The sequence below is a fragment of the Spirillospora albida genome (genome assembly GCF_000718255.1).
GTDB classification, from domain to species: domain Bacteria; phylum Actinomycetota; class Actinomycetes; order Streptosporangiales; family Streptosporangiaceae; genus Spirillospora; species Spirillospora albida.
The window spans coordinates 162509-178843 of sequence record NZ_JOFJ01000003.1; the positions used below are offsets into that span (position 1 = coordinate 162509).

At 72.7% G+C, this 16335-nt stretch carries 17 protein-coding genes, 1 tRNA gene and 1 pseudogene; 9 read left to right on the plus strand and 10 right to left on the minus strand.

Annotated elements, in window-relative coordinates; translation table 11 throughout:
• Nucleotides 1-22: 22 nt before the first annotated feature.
• Nucleotides 23-1816 carry a beta-propeller domain-containing protein gene (locus IE99_RS0105330; protein ID WP_030164443.1) on the plus strand — a complete coding sequence of 598 codons (1794 nt, stop codon included), beginning with the start codon at nucleotides 23-25 and terminating at the stop codon, nucleotides 1814-1816.
• Here IE99_RS0105330 and IE99_RS0105335 read toward each other — a convergent pair.
• The 3 genes from IE99_RS0105335 to IE99_RS0105345 all read right to left on the minus strand — a co-directional run bounded on the left by IE99_RS0105335 (nucleotide 1813) and on the right by IE99_RS0105345 (nucleotide 4806).
• A complete protein-coding gene (locus IE99_RS0105335; protein ID WP_030164447.1) occupies nucleotides 1813-2937 on the minus strand; it encodes a D-alanine--D-alanine ligase family protein in 1125 nt (374 codons plus the stop codon). The two genes, IE99_RS0105330 and IE99_RS0105335, sit on opposite strands and share 4 nt — an antisense overlap.
• A 61-nt stretch (nucleotides 2938-2998) precedes the next feature.
• Nucleotides 2999-3988, minus strand: coding sequence for an NAD(P)H-dependent glycerol-3-phosphate dehydrogenase (locus IE99_RS0105340; RefSeq protein WP_030164450.1), 990 nt, complete (start codon nucleotides 3986-3988; stop codon nucleotides 2999-3001).
• 17 nt (nucleotides 3989-4005) lie between these two features.
• Nucleotides 4006-4806: a lysophospholipid acyltransferase family protein gene (locus IE99_RS0105345; protein WP_030164453.1), complete on the minus strand. Its 801-nt coding sequence runs from the start codon at nucleotides 4804-4806 to the stop codon at nucleotides 4006-4008.
• 84 nt (nucleotides 4807-4890) lie between these two features.
• On the opposite strand from IE99_RS0105345, the gene cofC reads away from it, so the two are divergent.
• Together cofC and IE99_RS0105355 are read left to right on the plus strand one after the other, a co-directional pair.
• On the plus strand, nucleotides 4891-5553 hold the full coding sequence (gene cofC / locus IE99_RS0105350; RefSeq protein WP_030164455.1) for a 2-phospho-L-lactate guanylyltransferase: 663 nt from the start codon (nucleotides 4891-4893) through the stop codon (nucleotides 5551-5553).
• Nucleotides 5554-5609: 56 nt separating this feature from the next.
• A complete protein-coding gene (locus tag IE99_RS0105355) occupies nucleotides 5610-5819 on the plus strand; it encodes a hypothetical protein (protein WP_030164458.1) in 210 nt (69 codons plus the stop codon).
• Between the two features lie 208 nt (nucleotides 5820-6027).
• Here the strand turns inward: IE99_RS0105355 and IE99_RS0105360 are convergent, their stop codons facing one another.
• From IE99_RS0105360 to leuC, 4 genes and pseudogenes are all read right to left on the minus strand, one after another.
• The gene (locus IE99_RS0105360; RefSeq protein ID WP_030164461.1) at nucleotides 6028-6306 is read right to left on the minus strand and encodes an HU family DNA-binding protein; all 279 of its coding nucleotides are present in this window, start codon (nucleotides 6304-6306) and stop codon (nucleotides 6028-6030) included.
• A 248-nt stretch (nucleotides 6307-6554) separates the two neighbouring features.
• Nucleotides 6555-6770, minus strand: a pseudogene (locus IE99_RS0105365) (SCO5555 family protein); the annotation flags it as partial.
• Nucleotides 6771-6900: 130 nt separating this feature from the next.
• Complete coding sequence (gene leuD / locus IE99_RS0105370; protein WP_030164466.1) at nucleotides 6901-7488, minus strand: 3-isopropylmalate dehydratase small subunit; 588 nt, start codon at nucleotides 7486-7488, stop codon at nucleotides 6901-6903.
• Between the two features lie 11 nt (nucleotides 7489-7499).
• Nucleotides 7500-8897: a 3-isopropylmalate dehydratase large subunit gene (gene leuC, locus IE99_RS0105375; protein ID WP_030164469.1), complete on the minus strand. Its 1398-nt coding sequence runs from the start codon at nucleotides 8895-8897 to the stop codon at nucleotides 7500-7502.
• Between the two features lie 97 nt (nucleotides 8898-8994).
• Between leuC and IE99_RS0105380 the strand changes: the two genes are divergently transcribed.
• From IE99_RS0105380 to IE99_RS0105405, 6 genes are all read left to right on the plus strand, one after another.
• Nucleotides 8995-9714, plus strand: a complete 720-nt coding sequence (locus IE99_RS0105380; RefSeq protein WP_030164472.1) for an IclR family transcriptional regulator — start codon at nucleotides 8995-8997, stop codon at nucleotides 9712-9714.
• Between the two features lie 48 nt (nucleotides 9715-9762).
• Entirely contained in the window at nucleotides 9763-12060 is a 2298-nt protein-coding gene (locus IE99_RS0105385; protein ID WP_030164479.1) for a glycoside hydrolase family 3 protein, read from the plus strand.
• Between the two features lie 130 nt (nucleotides 12061-12190).
• Nucleotides 12191-12577 (plus strand): YidH family protein, encoded by a 387-nt coding sequence (locus tag IE99_RS0105390; RefSeq protein ID WP_030164482.1) that lies wholly within the window; start codon nucleotides 12191-12193, stop codon nucleotides 12575-12577.
• Nucleotides 12574-12882, plus strand: coding sequence for a DUF202 domain-containing protein (locus IE99_RS0105395; protein WP_030164484.1), 309 nt, complete (start codon nucleotides 12574-12576; stop codon nucleotides 12880-12882). The genes IE99_RS0105390 and IE99_RS0105395 overlap by 4 nt, the downstream gene beginning before the upstream one ends.
• A gap of 14 nt (nucleotides 12883-12896) precedes the next feature.
• A complete protein-coding gene (locus IE99_RS0105400; RefSeq protein ID WP_030164488.1) occupies nucleotides 12897-13712 on the plus strand; it encodes an SAM hydrolase/SAM-dependent halogenase family protein in 816 nt (271 codons plus the stop codon).
• A gap of 5 nt (nucleotides 13713-13717) precedes the next feature.
• Nucleotides 13718-14116 carry an NUDIX hydrolase gene (locus IE99_RS0105405; RefSeq protein ID WP_030164491.1) on the plus strand — a complete coding sequence of 133 codons (399 nt, stop codon included), beginning with the start codon at nucleotides 13718-13720 and terminating at the stop codon, nucleotides 14114-14116.
• A 39-nt stretch (nucleotides 14117-14155) separates the two neighbouring features.
• On the opposite strand, the gene IE99_RS30045 is transcribed toward IE99_RS0105405, so the two are convergent.
• The 3 genes from IE99_RS30045 to IE99_RS0105420 all read right to left on the minus strand — a co-directional run bounded on the left by IE99_RS30045 (nucleotide 14156) and on the right by IE99_RS0105420 (nucleotide 16297).
• Entirely contained in the window at nucleotides 14156-15454 is a 1299-nt protein-coding gene (locus IE99_RS30045; RefSeq protein WP_051712061.1) for a hypothetical protein, read from the minus strand.
• Between the two features lie 84 nt (nucleotides 15455-15538).
• Nucleotides 15539-16051, minus strand: coding sequence for a PNPOx family protein (locus IE99_RS0105415; RefSeq protein WP_211258734.1), 513 nt, complete (start codon nucleotides 16049-16051; stop codon nucleotides 15539-15541).
• Between the two features lie 173 nt (nucleotides 16052-16224).
• Nucleotides 16225-16297: transfer RNA gene (locus IE99_RS0105420), tRNA-Glu, on the minus strand.
• Between the last annotated feature and the right edge of the window lie 38 nt (nucleotides 16298-16335).

Sequence of the window (16335 nt, forward strand, 5' to 3'; positions counted from 1 at the left end):
CGGGCCGCCGCGTCCGACGTCCATGCGCGCCCCTACCCTCGCCGTGCTCGCCGCGGCCGTCACCCTGGCGGCGGCCGGATGCTCCGGCGCGCCGGCAGGCGCCCCCGCCCCGGACGCCCCGCCGATGCGGCTGGTCGCCTACGACGGCTGCGGCCCGCTGCTGGACGGGCTGCGCCGCGCGGCGCTCGAACGGGTCGGCCCGTACGGGCTGGACGGCGGCCCGGCCGAGTTCCGCGCCATGCCCAAGGGCGCCGTCCCCGAGGCCGCGGCCCGCGCGCCCGCCCCCGAGCATTCGACGACGAACACCCACGAGCCGGGCGCGGACGAGCCGGACCTCGTGAAGACCGACGGGCGCCGCATCGTCACCCTGTCCGGCGGTCGCCTCCAGGTCGTCGACCCGGCGTCCCGCCGGCTCCTGCACAGCCTGCCGCTGCCCGGACACGCGCACGGCGAGCGGCTGCTGCTGAGCGGCGACCGGGTGCTGGTCCTGTCCGGCGGCCTCACGATGGCGGCGCGGCCCGCGCCGGGGTCCGCTCCAGGGTTCGCTCCCGGCGCGGAGCGGTCCCGGCTCACGCTGGTCGACCTCTCCGGCACCCCGGAGATCGTCGGGGAGATGGCGTCCGAGGCCGAGTACGTGGACGCGCGGCAGAGCGGCCACGTCGTGCGGGTCGTCATGCGCTCCGTTCCCCGGATCCGCTTCCCGTACACGCCGCGCGTCTCGCCGGAGAAGGCCGTGGAGCGCAACAGGGAGGCGATCCGGAAGGCGCCCCTGGACGCCTGGATCCCCGGCTTCGACATCGGAGGCCGCACCTACAGGACGCCCTGCGACCAGGTCAGCCGCCCTGCCGGGCAGCCGGGGACGAGCATGCTGACCGTCCTGACGCTCGACCTCGCGCGCGGTCTCGGCGACCCGTCGCCGGTCAGCGTCGCCGCCGACGGCGCCACCGTCTACGGCAACGGCGCGAGCCTCTACGTCACGGGCTCGCCGTGGGGTGCCGAGGAGCAGCGCACACATGTGCACCGGTTCGACGTCGGCGGCGCCGGGCGTCCGGTCTACGTCGCGTCCGGGTCGGTGCCGGGCGGCGTCCTCAACCAGTACTCCATGTCGGAGCACGACGGGAACCTGCGCATCGCGACGACGACGCAGAACGCGCGGTCGTCCGAGTCCGCCGTCCATGTGCTGGCGCGGCGCGGCCTCCGGCTCACCGAGATCGGGCGGCTCGGCGGCCTCGGGAAGGGCGAGCGGATCCACTCCGTCAGGTTCCTCGGCGCGACCGCGTACGTCGTCACGTTCCGGCAGGTCGACCCGCTCTACGTGGTCGACCTGAAGGACCCGCGCCGCCCCCGCCTCACCGGCGAGCTCAAGATCCCCGGCTATTCCGCCTACCTGCACCCCCTGGCGGACGGACGGCTCCTCGGCGTCGGCCAGGACGCCGACCCCGCCACCGGCCGCACCCGCGGAACGCAGGTGTCGCTCTTCGACGTGTCCGGCGAACCCCGGCGGATCGCCTCCTACCGGCTGCCCGGCGCCCATTCCGAGGCCGAGTTCGAACCGCACGCGTTCCTGTACCGGCCCGCGTCCGGCCTCACCGTCATCCCGGTCACCCGGCCGGGCCGGGGCGGGAGCGAGGCCCTCGCCCTCACGGTCGCCGGCGGGACGATCCGCCGGCTCGGCACCGTGGGAACGTTCGGCGACTCCGTCCGCCGGTCCCTCGTCGTCGGCCCCGCCCTGTGGACGATCTCCGACCAGGGCGCCCGCGCCGTCGACGCCGCCACCCTGGAGGACCTCGGCCGCGTCCGCTTCGAGGGGCGCTAGCGCAGCCCGATCGGCCGCCGCAGCGCCGTCTGGATCAGGCGGTCGACCAGGTCTCCGTAGCTCAAGCCGCTCGCCGCCCACATCTGGGGGAAGGCCGACGCCGGGGTGAACCCGGGCATCGTGTTGATCTCGTTGAGGATCCAGCGGCCGTCGGTGGTGTAGAAGAAGTCGACCCGGGCGAGGCCCTCGCAGTCGAGCGACTCGAACGCCTTGACCGCGAGGCGCCGCGCCTCCTCGATCGCCGCGGACGGCAGGCTCGGGGGGATCGCCATGCTGGTCGAGCCGTCGAGGTACTTGGTCTCGAAGTCGTAGAAGGCGTGCTCGCCCGCGATCAGCACCTCGGCGGGCAGGCTCGCCTCGGGCGCCTCGTCCCCGACGCCCTGCAGCACACCGCACTCGATCTCGCGGCCGTCGATCCCCGCCTCGACGATCACCTTCGGGTCGTGCTCGCGCGCCGCGTCCACCGCGGCCTCCAGCGCCGACTCCTCGGTGACCCGGGAGATGCCCATGCTCGACCCGGCGCGGGCGGGCTTCACGAACACGGCGCGGCCGTCCCCGAGGCCCAGCTCCTTCACCTCGTCGATCTTGCGCTTGCGCTCCCGGCGCCACTCCCGGTCGCCGATCAGCACGTACGGGCCGACGGGCAGGCCGCACGCCTGCCACACCAGCTTCATGAAGCCCTTGTCCATGCCGACCGCGCTGGCCAGCACCCCCGCGCCCACGTACCGGACGCCCGCCAGGTCGAGCATCCCCTGGATCGTGCCGTCCTCCCCGTACGGGCCGTGCAGCAGCGGCAGGACGACGTCGACCTCACCGAGCGTGGCCGGGACCGCGCCCGGCTCGATCGCGAGGAGGCCGCGCGCGTCCGGGTCGAACGGCAGCGCGAGCGCGGCCCCCGAACCGGACACCTCGGGCAGCCGGCCGTCCACGATCGCGAGCCGCTGGTCCTCGGGGGCGAGCACCCAGCGGCCGTCGCGGGCGATGCCGATCGGCACGACGTCGTAGCGGTCCCGGTCGATCGCGGCCATGACGGCGCCGGCGGTGACGCACGAGATCGCGTGCTCGGAACTGCGTCCGCCGAACACCACGGCCACGCGAAGTTTGGGAGAAACCTGGGACATGATGCCCGACCTTACCGGTCACCGGCCGAAGTCGGCCACGGGCGCGATCCGTCCCCGGCGGTCACAATCCGTAGCGCTCCGGCTTGGGCGAGCGGGAGATCAGCGCGATCGCCGCGTCCTTGATGGGCGTCCCGTGGTACAGCACCGACACGACCGCCTCGGTGATCGGCATCTCCACGTTGTGCTTGCCGGCGAGCTCCAGCACGGCCTCCGACGACTTCACGCCCTCGGCGGTCTGCTTGGTCACCGCGATCACCTCGTCCAGGCTCATGCCCCGGCCGAGGTTCTCGCCGAACGTCCGGTTCCGCGCCAGCGGCGAGACGCAGGACGCCACGAGGTCGCCCATGCCGGCGAGCCCCGCGAAGGTGTGCTCGTCGGCGCCGAGCGCGGCGCCGAGCCGGGCGATCTCCGCGAGCCCGCGGGTCATCAGCACCGCCTGGGTGTTGGACCCGAAGCCGAGCCCCACCGACATCCCGACGCACAGCGCCACGACGTTCTTGATCGCCCCGCCCAGCTCGCAGCCGATCACGTCGGTGGAGGTGTAGACGCGGAAGTACTGGGTCATGGTCGCGGCCTGGAGCCGGACGGCGGCGTCCTCGTCGGCGCACGCGGCGACGGCGGCGCTCGGCTCCCCGGTCGCGATCTCGCGCGCCAGGTTCGGCCCGCTGAACACCGCGACCCGGTCCTCCGGGACGTCCGCGACCTCGCGGATCACCTCCGACATCCGCCGGGTCGTGCCGAGCTCGACGCCCTTCATGAGGCTGACCAGGACGGACTCGGGCGGCAGCAGCGGCACCCAGGCGGACAGGTTGGTCCGCAGCGTCTGCGCCGGGACGGCGAGCGCCACGAAGTCGGCTCCGGCGAGGGCCTCGGCCGGGTCGAGCGTCGCGCGGAGCCCCTCGGGCAGCGGGACGCCCGGCAGGTAGTCGGCGTTCTCGTGCCGCTCGTTGATCGCTTCGACGAGGTCCGGGCGGCGGCCCCACACGGTGACCTCGCCCCCCGCGTCGTGCAGCATCTTGGCGAACGTCGTCCCCCAGGACCCGGCGCCCATGACGGCGGTGCGGTAGCTCACGATCCGGCCGCCTTCTCCTCGCGGTTCGGGCCCCGCCCGGCCGTTCCGCGCCGCTCCTCCAGGACCCGGTGATGATCGTAGCGCTCCGCCGGCGGCGCCTCGCCGCGCAGCTCGCCGAGCAGGGCGGCGATGGCGGACATGACGTCGTCCGTCGCGGCCCGGAGCGTCTCCTTCGAGAGGGGCTCCCCCGCGTATCCGGACAGGTCGACCGGTGGCCCGGCCATCACCCGCATCGTCTTGCGGGGGAACGGGTGGAAGCCCCTCTTCAGGCTGCCCGCGAGGCCCGTCTGCTCGCCCTTCTTGTAGGGCAGCAGCTCGTGCGGCCCCCAGGTGGCGAGCGGGACGACCGGGGCGCCGGTCCGCAGCGCCAGCCGCGCCACACCGGTCTGGCCCGTCATGGGCCACAGGTCGGGGTCGCGGGTGCAGCTGCCCTCCGGGTAGATGCAGACGCACGCGCCCTCCCGGAGCGCCTCCTCGGCGTCGCGGAGGGCGAGGGACGCGTCGGCGCGGTCGCGGTACACGGGGATCTGCCCCGTGCCGCGCAGCACCCGCCGGACGAACGGCACCTCGAACAGCGGCGCCTTGGCGAGGAACTGCGGGAACCGGCCCGACTCGTAGACGAAGTGGGCGAAGGCGAAGGGGTCGGCGCCGGACAGGTGGTTCGCGGCGATGATCACGCCGCCGGTCCGGGGCACGTTCCCGCGGCCCCGCCAGTCCCTCTTCAGCAGGGCGGACAGCAGGGGGCGCAGGATCACGACCGCGAACCTCCGCCAGCCCGGGGACGCGCCGTGGCTCATGCCCTTGCCTCCTCGATCCGTCCCCGGCGTGAACGCGGGGTGTCCTCAAGTGTCGCGGTTGCGTGCGCATAGTGTCGAGTCGCCATGTCTACCGCAGCGCGCAGCGCGCCCCGCCTCCCGTGGTCGCTCGTCGTCCCGGTGAAGGTCCTCGCCCGGGCGAAGACGCGGATGTCGGCCGCCGCCGGCCCGTACCGCGCGGACCTCGCCCTCGCCGTCGCCGCCGACACCGTCGCCGCGGCGCTGGCCTGCGACCGCGTCCAGAACGTGATAGTGGTCACGGACGATCCCGTCCCGGCCGCCGAGCTGGCGGCGCTCGGCGCCCGGATCGTCCCGGACGAGCCGGACGCTGGGCTGAACCCGGCCTTGGTGCACGGGGCGGGCCGTGGCAGGGTCCTCGCCCCGAATGCCGGAGTCGGAGCCATTTCGGCAGACTTGCCCGCTTTGCGTCCTTTTGAACTTGCCCGGGTGCTGGACGCCGCGGCCCTCCGTCCCGAGGCGTTCGTGCCGGACGCCGCGGGCATCGGCACGACGCTCTACACCGCGCTTCCGGGGGTCCCGTTCGCCCCCGCGTTCGGCGGCGGCTCCCGCGCCGCCCACCGCGCCCGGGGCGCCGCGGAACTGCTCCTGGACGGCATCGCCACCGTCCGCCGCGACGTGGACACCCCCGACGACCTCCGTGAGGCCCTGCTGCTCGGCACGGGCCCCCGCACGGCGGAGATCGCCGCCCGCCTCCCCGCCCTCCGCTGACCGGCCCGCCGCGGCGCCCGCGCCGACGGCGGACGGGGCCGGGATAGGGTGCCGTCATGCAGGGGACCGTACGGACCTTCGACACCGCCACGCGCACGGGCAGCGTGCTGCTCGACGACGGCACGGAGCTGCCGTTCGACGCGGAGGCGTTCGGGGCGGGCGGGCTGCGGCTGCTGCGGTTCGGGCAGCGGGTGAACCTGGCGCTGGACGGCGACCGCGTCGCGGTCGTGACGCTCTCGACGTTCCCCCTGCCGCCCGCGCGCTAGCCGCGCCGCGAACCGGATGCCGGACCGCGCCCGGAACAAGGCGCTGGGCCCCGCCGCGAGGCGGGTGCCGGGCAGCGCCGCGAGGCGGACCTGGCCTTGCGCATCGGGCCCGCAGCGGAGGTGGCCGCGTACGGGATCGGGAGTCTCCGCTCATGCGTCAGCGCCCGGGTCGTCCACATTCGGGACCCGGGCGCTGAGGCGATGAGGCCTACTTCTTGCCGGCCACGAGGTTCTTGAAGTCCGCCCCGGCCTTGAACTTGGGCACGGACGTCGCGGGAACCTCGATGGTCTTGCCCGTTGCGGGGTTCCGGGCCGTACGGGCAGGCCGGTCGGCCTTCTCGAACGAACCGAACCCCGTGATCGCGACCTTGTCGCCCTTGGCGACGGTGGTCTGGATCGTCTCCAGGATCGCGTCGACGGCCTCGGCTGCGGCCTTCTTGCTGCCCAGCCGGTCAGAGATCGCGTCGACCAGCTCACGCTTGTTCATGGGTTACTCCTCTGGTTCCCCCCTTGCCCAGACGAAACTAAGGGACCCATACCGAGGACACAATCACCTGCACGCAATAGTTGCCGTGTCGCTGGCGTTTTTGTCGGACTCGCCCCCGTCTCGCCGGGCGGCCGGACCGTATCCGGCCACTGCGCACGCTAACGGACGTCGGGTGCGTCCTGGAAATCGGCCGCACCCGGGTGGCCTGCCGCACCCTGCGGATCCGCCGGGTTCCGGAAGCCCGCCGCGCCCCCGACATCGGCGAGGAAGCCCTCCAGGCGGCGGCCGGCGAGACCGGCGTCCCGCTTGGCCAGGTCGGTGATCGCCAGCAGGTGCCGGATGAGCCGGCGGCGGGTCTCGGGCGGCAGCGGCGCGACGGCGCGGTGCGCGTCGCGGAGCCGCCGGGCGAGCCGGGTCAGGTCCGGGTCGTCCCACTGCGGCCCGGCCCATGGGACCGTGCTCAAGGTCATGCCCCCCAACGCTCGCGCCTTCTCGCCGTCGGGGACGATTGTCCGCCCACGGGACCGGGCGGCGGGCGGCGGGGTCGCCGAAAGCCCGGCCCGCGCTCGCGGACCGGGCCTGACGTGCGGCGGGTCAGAGGGTCACGGGCAGCCAGGCGGCCCGGTCCCCCTCGAACCCGCTGATCGCGTCGGCGTGGCGGAGGGTCAGCCCGATGTCGTCCAGGCCCTCCATCAGGCGCCAGCGCGTGTAGTCGTCGATCTCGAAGGACGCCGTGTCGGCGCCCCAGCGGACCTCGCGCCCGTCGAGGTCGACGGTGATCTCCAGGGCGGGGTCCTTCTCGACCGCGCTCTGCAGGGCCTCGACCTGCTCGCCCGTCAGGACGACCGGCAGCAGGCCCATCTTCGTGGAGTTGTTGCGGAAGATGTCGCCGAACCGGGCCGCGATCACGACGCGGAACCCGTACTGCTGCAGCGCCCAGACGGCGTGCTCCCGGGACGACCCGGTGCCGAAGTCGGGCCCGGCGACCAGGATGCCGGCGCCCTCGTACCGCGGCTGGTTCAGGACGAACTCCGGGTCCTCCCGCCAGGCGGAGAACAGGCCCTTGTCGAAGCCTGTGCGGCTGACCTGCTTGAGCCAGACGGCCGGGATGATCTGGTCGGTGTCGACGTTGCTGCGGCGCAGCGGCACCGCGCGGCCGGTGTAGGTGGTGAAGGCTTCCATGCTCTGCTTCCTCACAGGTCGGCGGGCGCGGCCAGGCGGCCGGTGACGGCGGTGGCGGCGGCGACGGCGGGCGACACCAGGTGGGTGCGTCCGCCCGGCCCCTGCCGTCCCTCGAAGTTGCGGTTGGACGTGGAGGCGCTGCGCTCACCCGGGGTCAGCTTGTCCGGGTTCATGGCGAGGCACATCGAGCAGCCCGCCTCGCGCCATTCGGCCCCGGCGGCGGAGATGACCTCGTTCAGCCCCTCGTCCTCGGCCTGCTTCTTGACCTTCATCGAGCCGGGGACGACCAGCATCCGGACGCCGTCGGCCACCTTGCGGCCCCGCAGCACGCCCGCGACGGCGCGGAGGTCCTCGATGCGGCCGTTGGTGCAGGACCCGACGAAGACGGTGTCGACCGCGATGTCGCGCAGCGGCGTCCCGGCCGTCAGGCCCATGTACTCCAGGGCGCGCTCGGCGGACTGCCGCTCGACCGGGTCGGCCAGGGTCGCCGGGTCCGGGACGGAGTCGCCCAGCGGCAGGCCCTGGCCCGGGTTCGTGCCCCACGTGACGAACGGCGTCAGCTCGGCGGCGTCGATGACGACCTCCTTGTCGAAGACCGCGTCGTCGTCGGTGCGCAGGGACGTCCAGTACTCGACGGCCCGGTCCCACTCCTCGCCCCGCGGGGCGTGCGGGCGGCCCTTGAGGTACTCGAAGGTGGTCTCGTCGGGGGCGATCATGCCGGCGCGGGCGCCCGCCTCGATGGACATGTTGCAGACCGTCATGCGGCCCTCCATCGACAACGACCGGATCGCCTCGCCCCGGTACTCGACGATGTGCCCCTGGCCGCCGCCGGTGCCGATCCGGGCGATGATCGCCAGGATCAGGTCCTTGGCGGTGACGCCCGCGGGCAGCCCGCCCTCGACCGTGACCGCCATGGTCTTCGGCTTGACCTGTGGCAGCGTCTGGGTGGCGAGGACGTGCTCGACCTCGCTCGTCCCGATGCCGAACGCCAGGGCGCCGAACGCGCCGTGCGTGGAGGTGTGGGAGTCGCCGCAGACGACCGTCATGCCCGGCTGGGTCAGGCCCAGCTGCGGGCCGATGACGTGGACGATGCCCTGGCCCTCGTCGCCCATCGGGTGCAGCCGGACGCCGAACTCGGAGCAGTTCTTGCGCAGCGTCTCGACCTGGGTGCGCGACACCGGGTCGGCGATCGGCTTGAGCAGGTCGGTCGTCGGGACGTTGTGGTCCTCGGTGGCGATCGTCAGGTCGGGGCGGCGGACCCGGCGGCCCGCCATCCGCAGCCCGTCGAACGCCTGCGGGCTGGTGACCTCGTGGACCAGGTGCAGGTCGATGTAGAGGAGGTCCGGCTCACCCTCGGCACGCCGTACGACGTGCGCGTCGTACACCTTCTCGGCCAATGTACGGCCCATGCTCCACCTCACCTGTCACGGTCGTCGGCGCTCCGCTGCGCCGTGGTCTCGGTCACCCTGACTTGCATCTCAGATTACGAGACTCCAATATCAAGACATGGACAACTCTAGCGGAGTCGGCGTACTTGACAAAGCGGTTCTCGTCTTGAACGCGCTGGAGGCCGGCCCGGCCTCGCTCGCCCAGCTCGTCCAGACGACCGGTCTGGCCCGTCCCACCGCCCACCGGCTCGCCGTCGCGCTGGAGCACCACCGCCTCGTCCACCGCGATACGCAGGGACGATTCATCCTCGGTCCGCGCCTCGCCGAGCTGGCCGTCGCGGCGGGGGAGGACCGCCTCCTCGCGATCGCCCAGCCGATCCTCGCCCAGCTGCGCGACCTCACCGGGGAGAGCGCGTCGCTGTTCCGCCGCCAGGGGGACGTCCGGGTCTGCGTCGCCGCCGCCGAGCGGACCAGCGGACTGCGCGACACGATCCCGGTCGGCGCCGCCCTCCCGATGATCGCCGGCTCCGCCGCCCAGATCCTGCTGGCCTGGGAGGAGCCGGACCGGATGCACCGCGGCCTGCGCGGCGCCAAGTTCGAGGCGACGACCCTGGCCTCGGTCCGGCGGCGCGGCTGGGCGCAGAGCGTCGGCGAGCGCGAGCAGGGCGTCGGCTCCGTGTCCGCCCCGATCCGCGGTGCCGGCGGCCGGGTGATCGCCGCCGTCTCCGTCTCCGGCCCGCTGGAACGCCTGACCCGCTCCCCCGGCCGCCTGCACGCCGGCCCGGTCGTCGCCGCCGCCGAGAAGATCTCCGAGGGGATGCGCCGCACCGCCTCGTGATCTCCGCCGCGTCGCGGCATAGGGTCGTGGACCGGGTGGTGGTGCGTCATGTCCGTTCCGGAGGACGATCTGCGCGGGCGGGTCGCCCGGCTGACCCTCGACGAGAAGGCCGACCTGCTGACGGGGGCAAACTTCTGGACGCTGCGGGCCGTCCCCGAGATCGGCCTGCGGCGGCTCGTCCTCTCGGACGGGCCGAGCGGCGTCCGGGGTGTGGCGTGGGACGAGCGGGCGCCCAGCCTGCTGTTCCCGAACGCCACGTCCTTGGCGGCGACCTGGTCGGTGCCCTCGGCCGAGCGGGCCGGGTTCCTCAACGGCGCGCAGGCGCGGGACAAGGGCGTCCACGTGCAGTTGGCCCCCACCGTCAACCTGCACCGGACGCCCCTGGGCGGACGGCATTTCGAGAACTACTCCGAGGACCCGCTGCTGACGGCGCGCATCGGCGCGGGATTCGTGCGGGGCGTCCAGTCCACGGGGGTCGCGGCGACCGTCAAGCACTTCGTGGGCAACGACTCGGAGACGGGGCGCATGTCGTACGACGCGCGCATTTCCCCCTCCGTGCTGGAGTCGGTGTACCTGCGGCCTTTCGCCGAGGCGGTCCGGGCGGGCGCATGGGCGGTCATGGCGGCCTACAACAAGGTCAACGGGACGTCCATGACCGAGAACCGGCCCTTGCTCACCGAGGTTCTCAAAGAGCGCTGGGGTTTCGACGGAGTCATCGTGTCGGACTGGACCGCGATCCGGTCGACGGAGGCGAGCGCCAACGCGGGAATGGACCTCGAAATGCCGGGCCTGCCGTCCAGCCGATGGCGCGCGAAACTGGCCGCGGCCGTTCGTGAAGGGCGGGTCGCCGAGGAACTCGTGGACGACAAGGTCCTGCGCCTGCTGCGTCTCGCCGCCCGCGTGGGAGCGCTCGAAGGCGTCCCGGAGCCGCCACCGGTGACCACACCGCCCGACGCCCGTGACCAGCTTCGGGGGCTCGCGGCCCAGGGCATGGTCCTGCTCCGCAACGAGGGCGGTGTACTGCCCCTCTCCCCCGGGTCCGCGATAGCGCTGATCGGGCCGAACGCGGTGCGTTTCAGCGCGCAGGGCGGAGGCAGCGCCCACGTGAACCCGGCCCACGTCGTGACCCCCGTGGAGGGCCTGCGACGGGTCTTCGGCCCCGCGTTCCCCGTCCATTCCGGCGTCCACCCACATGACCGTCTGGCGCCTCTGCCGATCGGCATGGCCACCGACCCCGAAACGGGGGAACGCGGCGTCCGGCTGGAATTCATCGACGCGGACGGAGCACTTCTGAACTCCGAGCACCGCTCGGCCGCGCATTTCATCATCCTGGACGGCCTCCCGCCGGGCACCGCACAGATCGTCCTCCGCGCGAACGTCACCCCCGCGACCGACGGAATCCACACGTTCGCGGCCGCGGGCGTCGGCGCGCACGAACTGCGGATCGGCTCCCTTTCCACAACGGCGACGCTCACCGCGGACGGCCTCGATCCCGTCGAGGCTCTGATGCGTCCACCGGAGCACCGCATGGAAGCCGAACTCTCCGCGGGACGGACCGTCCCTGTGGAATTGCGGCACGCGACCGGCGGACGGGGCGCCGCGTTCAGCCTCGGATATCAGGAGCCGCACCTGCCGGAGGACGAGGAATTCGCCGCCGCCGTCGCGGCCGCCCGCGCGGCGGAGACCGCCATCGTGATCGTGGGCACCCACGACGGCGTGGAGAGCGAGGGCTTCGACCGCACGACCCTGGCCCTCCCCGGCCGCCAGGACGCCCTGATCTCGGCCGTGGCCGCCGCCAACCCCCGCACGATCGCGGTGGTGAACGCGGGCGCGCCCGTCCTGATGCCCTGGCGGGACGAGGTGGCCGCGATCCTGTGGGCCTGGCTGCCCGGCCAGGAGGGAGGCGACGCCATCGCGGACGTCCTGTGCGGCGCCGCCGAACCGGGGGGCCGCCTCCCCACCACCTTCCCCGCCTCCGAGAGCGACCTCCTCTCCCCCGTCCCGGACGCCGACGGAACCCTCGCCTACGCGGAGGGCGCCGACATCGGCCACCGGCACTACGCGCCCGACGACATCGCCTTCCCCTTCGGGCACGGCCTCGGCTACACGACCTGGGAGTACACGTCGCTCAAGCTCCAGGACGGCGTCGCCGAGGTGACCGTCCGGAACACGGGCACCCGACCGGGCCGCGAGGTCGTCCAGTGCTACGACGCCTCACGGCTCGTGGGCTTCGAGGCGGTGGAGGCGGAACCGGGCGCAGAGGCGACGACTCGGATATCCCTGGACGGTGAGCCCCGCACCGTGCGCGCGGGCCGTTCGTCCGCCGACATCCGTCTGACCGGATGAACCCCGCGACCTGCACGGTTTCCGTGTATCCCGGCATATTCAGTGGGAATTCATATCGGCTTTCGTCGCCTACCATGAGTCCCCGGGCGCGATCGATCATCGCGCCCGCCGAGCGACGCAGAGGGGGATGATGACCGCGACGCAAGCCCCCGGCCCGTCCGGCGGCTGGGCCGACCGCCTGCTCGCCGAGGGAACGGACCCCGACCCCCGTTTCACTCTCGCCAACGAGCGCACGTTCCTCGCCTGGATCCGCACCGCGCTGGCACTGATCGCGGGCGGCATCGGCGTCGCGCTCAGCGGAGACCTCGTGGACGCGCCCCTCCGCATCGGCCTGGCGATCGTGTTCTCCGGGACCGGCGCCCTGGTCGCGGCCCTCGCCTTCCGCCGCTGGCTCCGCACCGAACGCGCCCTCCGCCGCGCCGAGACCCTGCCGCCCCCGGCCCTGGCCCCGCTCATGTCGTACGGCCTCGCCGCGACAGCGATCGTCCTGCTCGTCGCGCTGCTGGCGACGCGATGACCCTGTGGGACCGCGGAGCCCAGCCGGAACGGACGGCGCTCGCGTGGTCCCGCACGACCCTCGCGCTGATCGTCGCGGGTCTGCTGTGCGTCCGGTTCGCCCCGTCGATGCCGGCCGCCGCGGCGTCGGCCGCCGTCGTCTGCGGCGGCGCCGCCCTCCAGCTCCGCCGCGCCCGGATCGCCCTGCGCCTCCGCCACCACCGGCTCGCGGAGGGCACGAGCGTCGCCGACCCGGTCTCCGTCCTCCTGACGACCGCTCTGACGATCACCCTGGCCGTGGCCGGCCCCCTGCTCGCGCTGGCCTGAGCTAGGTTGCGGGTGTGCCCGGTGGTCGTCCGTTCATCAGCCTGGCCACCGACTTCGGTGCCGCCTACACCGCCATCTGCGCGGGAGTGATCTACAACATCGCCCCCGCGGCGAACGTCCTCGTCCTGAGCGACGAGATCACCCCGTTCGCCGTCACCGAGGGCGCGATGCTCCTGCGCCAGGCACTCCCCTACCTCCCGGCCGGCGTCCACGTGGGCATCGTCGATCCAGGCGTGGGCACCTCCCGCCACCCGGTCGCCGTGGAAACCGGACGCGGCGACGTCCTGATAGGCCCCGACAACGGCCTCCTCTCTCCAGCCGCGGAGAAGCTCGGCGGCCTGGTGAGGGCGCACCGCCTGGAGAATCCCGCCTACCGCCTCCGGGAGATCTCGACGTCCTTCCACGGCCGCGACATCTTCTCCCCGGCTGCGGCCCACGTCGCCTCCGGCGTCCCGATAGCGGAACTGGGCCCGCGGACCGAGCTCCTTCCGCTGGACGTCCCACGCCCCGTCCGCGCGGACCGCGCGCTGACCGTTCCCCTCCTCTACACCGACAGGTACGGAAGCCTGATCCTGGGCGCCGAGCGCCCCGACCTGACCGAGGCCTTCGGCGACCTGCCCTACGGGACGCCCATCACAGTTTCCTGGACGACCCCGGAAGGCGAACGCGCGATCGAGGTCCTCTTCGTGGAGACCTTCGGCTGCGTCGCCCGCGGTGAGCCCCTGCTCTGGATCGACTCGTCCGGCCTGCTCGGCCTGGCCGTCAACCAGGGCTCGGCGGCCGCGACCCTGGGCATCACCGGCCCCGTCACCCTCCGTCCCGGATACTGATGCGCATGGCGGTTCTGGACGTGGTGGCGTGGGTGCAGGTGTCGGACGGCCGGTTGCTGACCGTCCGGGCCCGAGGCCGAGACCTGCTGTACCTCCCCGGCGGCAAACGCGAACCCGGCGAATCGGACTGGACGGCGCTGTCCCGCGAGGTCCGCGAGGAACTGGCCCTGGACCTGGACGAGCCGTCCTTCCGAGAACTGGGCGTCGTCCACGCCGAAGCCCATGACCAGCCGTCCTTCACGCACGTCCGCATGGCATGCTTCACCGCCGGCTACAGCGGAACCCTCACCCCGGCGTCCGAGATAGGCGAGTACCGCTACGTCCTCCCGTCCGACCGCCGCCTCCTGGCGCCCGCCAGTCAAGCCGCCCTGGACCTGGCCGAAGAACACGGCCTTCTCGGCTAGCGCCGAGCAGGCGATCGCGACCCACCCGAACGGCCGATGTCAGTCGGCGAAGGTCGCAGGTGTCGCCGCGTCCCAGAGAATCGATGCCTCGTCGAGGAAATGCGCGAACCACGGGTCGTCCGGTTGCAGGGTGAATTTCGGCTCACCGGCCGCCTGGTACGTGTAGTACTCAAGGAACAGCGCGGGCCGCGCGGCGGGGTCCGGAGCGGGCCAGTCGGCGGCGAGAAGCCCGATCGCCAGGGGATGCTCGGTGAGCCGGACGCTCAGCCCCTCATGGGCGCGGCCGAGTTCCTCCAGGAGACGCAGCGTGTGGCGTATGCGTTCGCGCAGGCTGTCGGTGGAGCGCTGCGCGTAGTACCGTTCCGCGGCGACCGCCACGGCCGGCGAATCGGGATCGATGAGCAGGACGCGGATCTCGCATCCGTCCCGCAGCAGGCGCTCCAGCAGGCCGTATCGGGAATGCACGAGGCTGTTGCGGGTGACCCCGGTGACGAACAGCCGCCGGGCCGAGGCGAGCCGGGTATCGAATTCCTCATCGAATTCGGTCACGAACGAGGGTCGCGGCGTTCCCTCCGGAGGGATCCGCCGGTCCAGCGGCCACGGCAGCCCGTCCTCCCACATGCGGCGGGCCTCCGCCGTGAAGTGGTCGAACCAGGGGCCGTCGCGGCGTTCGAGCCACAGGATGGGGGCGGCCTCCTGTTCCGACCGGTGCTCGTAGTGCTGCACCAGAACGCCGCCGTCCCGGGATTCCAGGTCGATCCCGTTGAACCCGATGACGGGGACGAACGGGCTCACCCGGACCTCCAGATCACCGCCGGTCGAGTCGCGCAGATGGATCAGATCCTCGAGGGACGCCTCGATACGTCCGCGCAGCCTCTCGGGGCCGCCGTCCGAAGCGCGGTTGCGGGCCGCTTCACGGACGAGCCGCTCGTCCGTCGGATCGAGCAGGAGGATCCGCGCCTTTCCTCCCGCCTCCAGCATCCGCCGCAGATCACGATGCATCGTCCGGATCGTCCTCGACCCGGAGATGCCGACGAACAGGAAGGTCCGCGCCCGCGCCCTGCGCGCGTGGTACTCCTCCGGGAATTCCGTACGCAGCAGGACCAGATCGTCGCTCGCGCGCTCCCGCGCGATCGCGCCTATCTGGTTCCGGGACTTGATCTGCGAGAACGCCATGAAGGCCAGCAGCGCGAGAACCGCGGACGAGAGCGTCTTCACGTCCGAGATGCCCAACCCGCCGAGCAGGGTGAACACCAGGGCGGTGATGATCAGGCAGTAGAGGTCGAGGTTGGCGTCGGCGGCCACGCGGCCCAGCAGGGCCCTCAGTTTGCTGATCACGTTTTCACCCTAGAAGAGACGAATCCGCACGGGACCGGCAGCCTGCGGGTGCCGATCCTCAATGCGGGCACTCCGCGCCGAGGGTCACCCCCGCTCGCCCGGCGTGAAGCCGTCGACGCGGAAGACGGGGTGGTCGATCGCGACGCTCTCGAACCGGCTCAACGGCGCGGACCGGTCGACCGGGAAGTGCGGACGCGCGCCCGGCGCGATGTCGAGGTACCGCTTGAGGATCGGGGCGCGCTCGGCGGTGGGCACTTCGATGAGACGCACGTTCCACGAGCCGCCGTGGCGGATGAGCGCCTCGCCGTGGGCGGCTCGCACGTTACGGACCCAGTTCGCGTTCGCGCCGAGCATGGACACGGCGTACCAGACGCCGTCGACGTCGGCCAGGACGATCGGAAACGTGATCGGCCGACCGCTCGAACGTCCCCTCACCCCGAGTTCGACGTCACGGGAGCGTGCGAGGAGGGTTCCCGACCGGTACTGGCGCGACCAGTACCGGTTGAGCAGCTTCGCGACGGCGTGAGGCTTGTCCCCCCGATAGATCCACCGCTTGATCCAGTGCAGGCCGCGCAGGCGTGGGCGCTGATCGATCACGGGATCATCATCACACGCGGACCGGTACGAAACAGACGACCGGTCCTGCTGTCGGCGCCCACCGCTCCCGCCAGGGGGCTGCTCGAAGTCCTTACCGGGGGCAAAAAGGGTTAGGACTCCGAAGAGGTCGAAACAGAAAAGCCCGATCACCGTAGTGATCGGGCTTTGCGCTGTACCCCCGAGCGGATTCGAACCGCCGTTACCGCCTTGAGAGGGCGGCGTCCTAGGCCACTAGACGACGGGGGCCGGACTCAACGAAGCCTCCGCAGTCTCCCGCTCGGGCT

Excerpts from the sequence above, each read along its gene's own strand:
- IE99_RS0105330 (WP_030164443.1), top strand. The coding sequence starts at position 23 with ATGCGCGCCCCTACCCTCGCCGTGCTCGCCGCGGCCGTCACCCTGGCG.
- IE99_RS0105335 (WP_030164447.1), bottom strand. The coding sequence starts at position 2,937 with ATGTCCCAGGTTTCTCCCAAACTTCGCGTGGCCGTGGTGTTCGGCGGA.
- IE99_RS0105340 (WP_030164450.1), bottom strand. The coding sequence starts at position 3,988 with ATGGGCGCCGGGTCCTGGGGGACGACGTTCGCCAAGATGCTGCACGAC.
- IE99_RS0105345 (WP_030164453.1), bottom strand. The coding sequence starts at position 4,806 with ATGAGCCACGGCGCGTCCCCGGGCTGGCGGAGGTTCGCGGTCGTGATC.
- cofC (WP_030164455.1), top strand. The coding sequence starts at position 4,891 with ATGTCTACCGCAGCGCGCAGCGCGCCCCGCCTCCCGTGGTCGCTCGTC.
- IE99_RS0105355 (WP_030164458.1), top strand. The coding sequence starts at position 5,610 with ATGCAGGGGACCGTACGGACCTTCGACACCGCCACGCGCACGGGCAGC.
- IE99_RS0105360 (WP_030164461.1), bottom strand. The coding sequence starts at position 6,306 with ATGAACAAGCGTGAGCTGGTCGACGCGATCTCTGACCGGCTGGGCAGC.
- leuD (WP_030164466.1), bottom strand. The coding sequence starts at position 7,488 with ATGGAAGCCTTCACCACCTACACCGGCCGCGCGGTGCCGCTGCGCCGC.
- leuC (WP_030164469.1), bottom strand. The coding sequence starts at position 8,897 with ATGGGCCGTACATTGGCCGAGAAGGTGTACGACGCGCACGTCGTACGG.
- IE99_RS0105380 (WP_030164472.1), top strand. The coding sequence starts at position 8,995 with ATGGACAACTCTAGCGGAGTCGGCGTACTTGACAAAGCGGTTCTCGTC.
- IE99_RS0105385 (WP_030164479.1), top strand. The coding sequence starts at position 9,763 with ATGTCCGTTCCGGAGGACGATCTGCGCGGGCGGGTCGCCCGGCTGACC.
- IE99_RS0105390 (WP_030164482.1), top strand. The coding sequence starts at position 12,191 with ATGACCGCGACGCAAGCCCCCGGCCCGTCCGGCGGCTGGGCCGACCGC.
- IE99_RS0105395 (WP_030164484.1), top strand. The coding sequence starts at position 12,574 with ATGACCCTGTGGGACCGCGGAGCCCAGCCGGAACGGACGGCGCTCGCG.
- IE99_RS0105405 (WP_030164491.1), top strand. The coding sequence starts at position 13,718 with ATGGCGGTTCTGGACGTGGTGGCGTGGGTGCAGGTGTCGGACGGCCGG.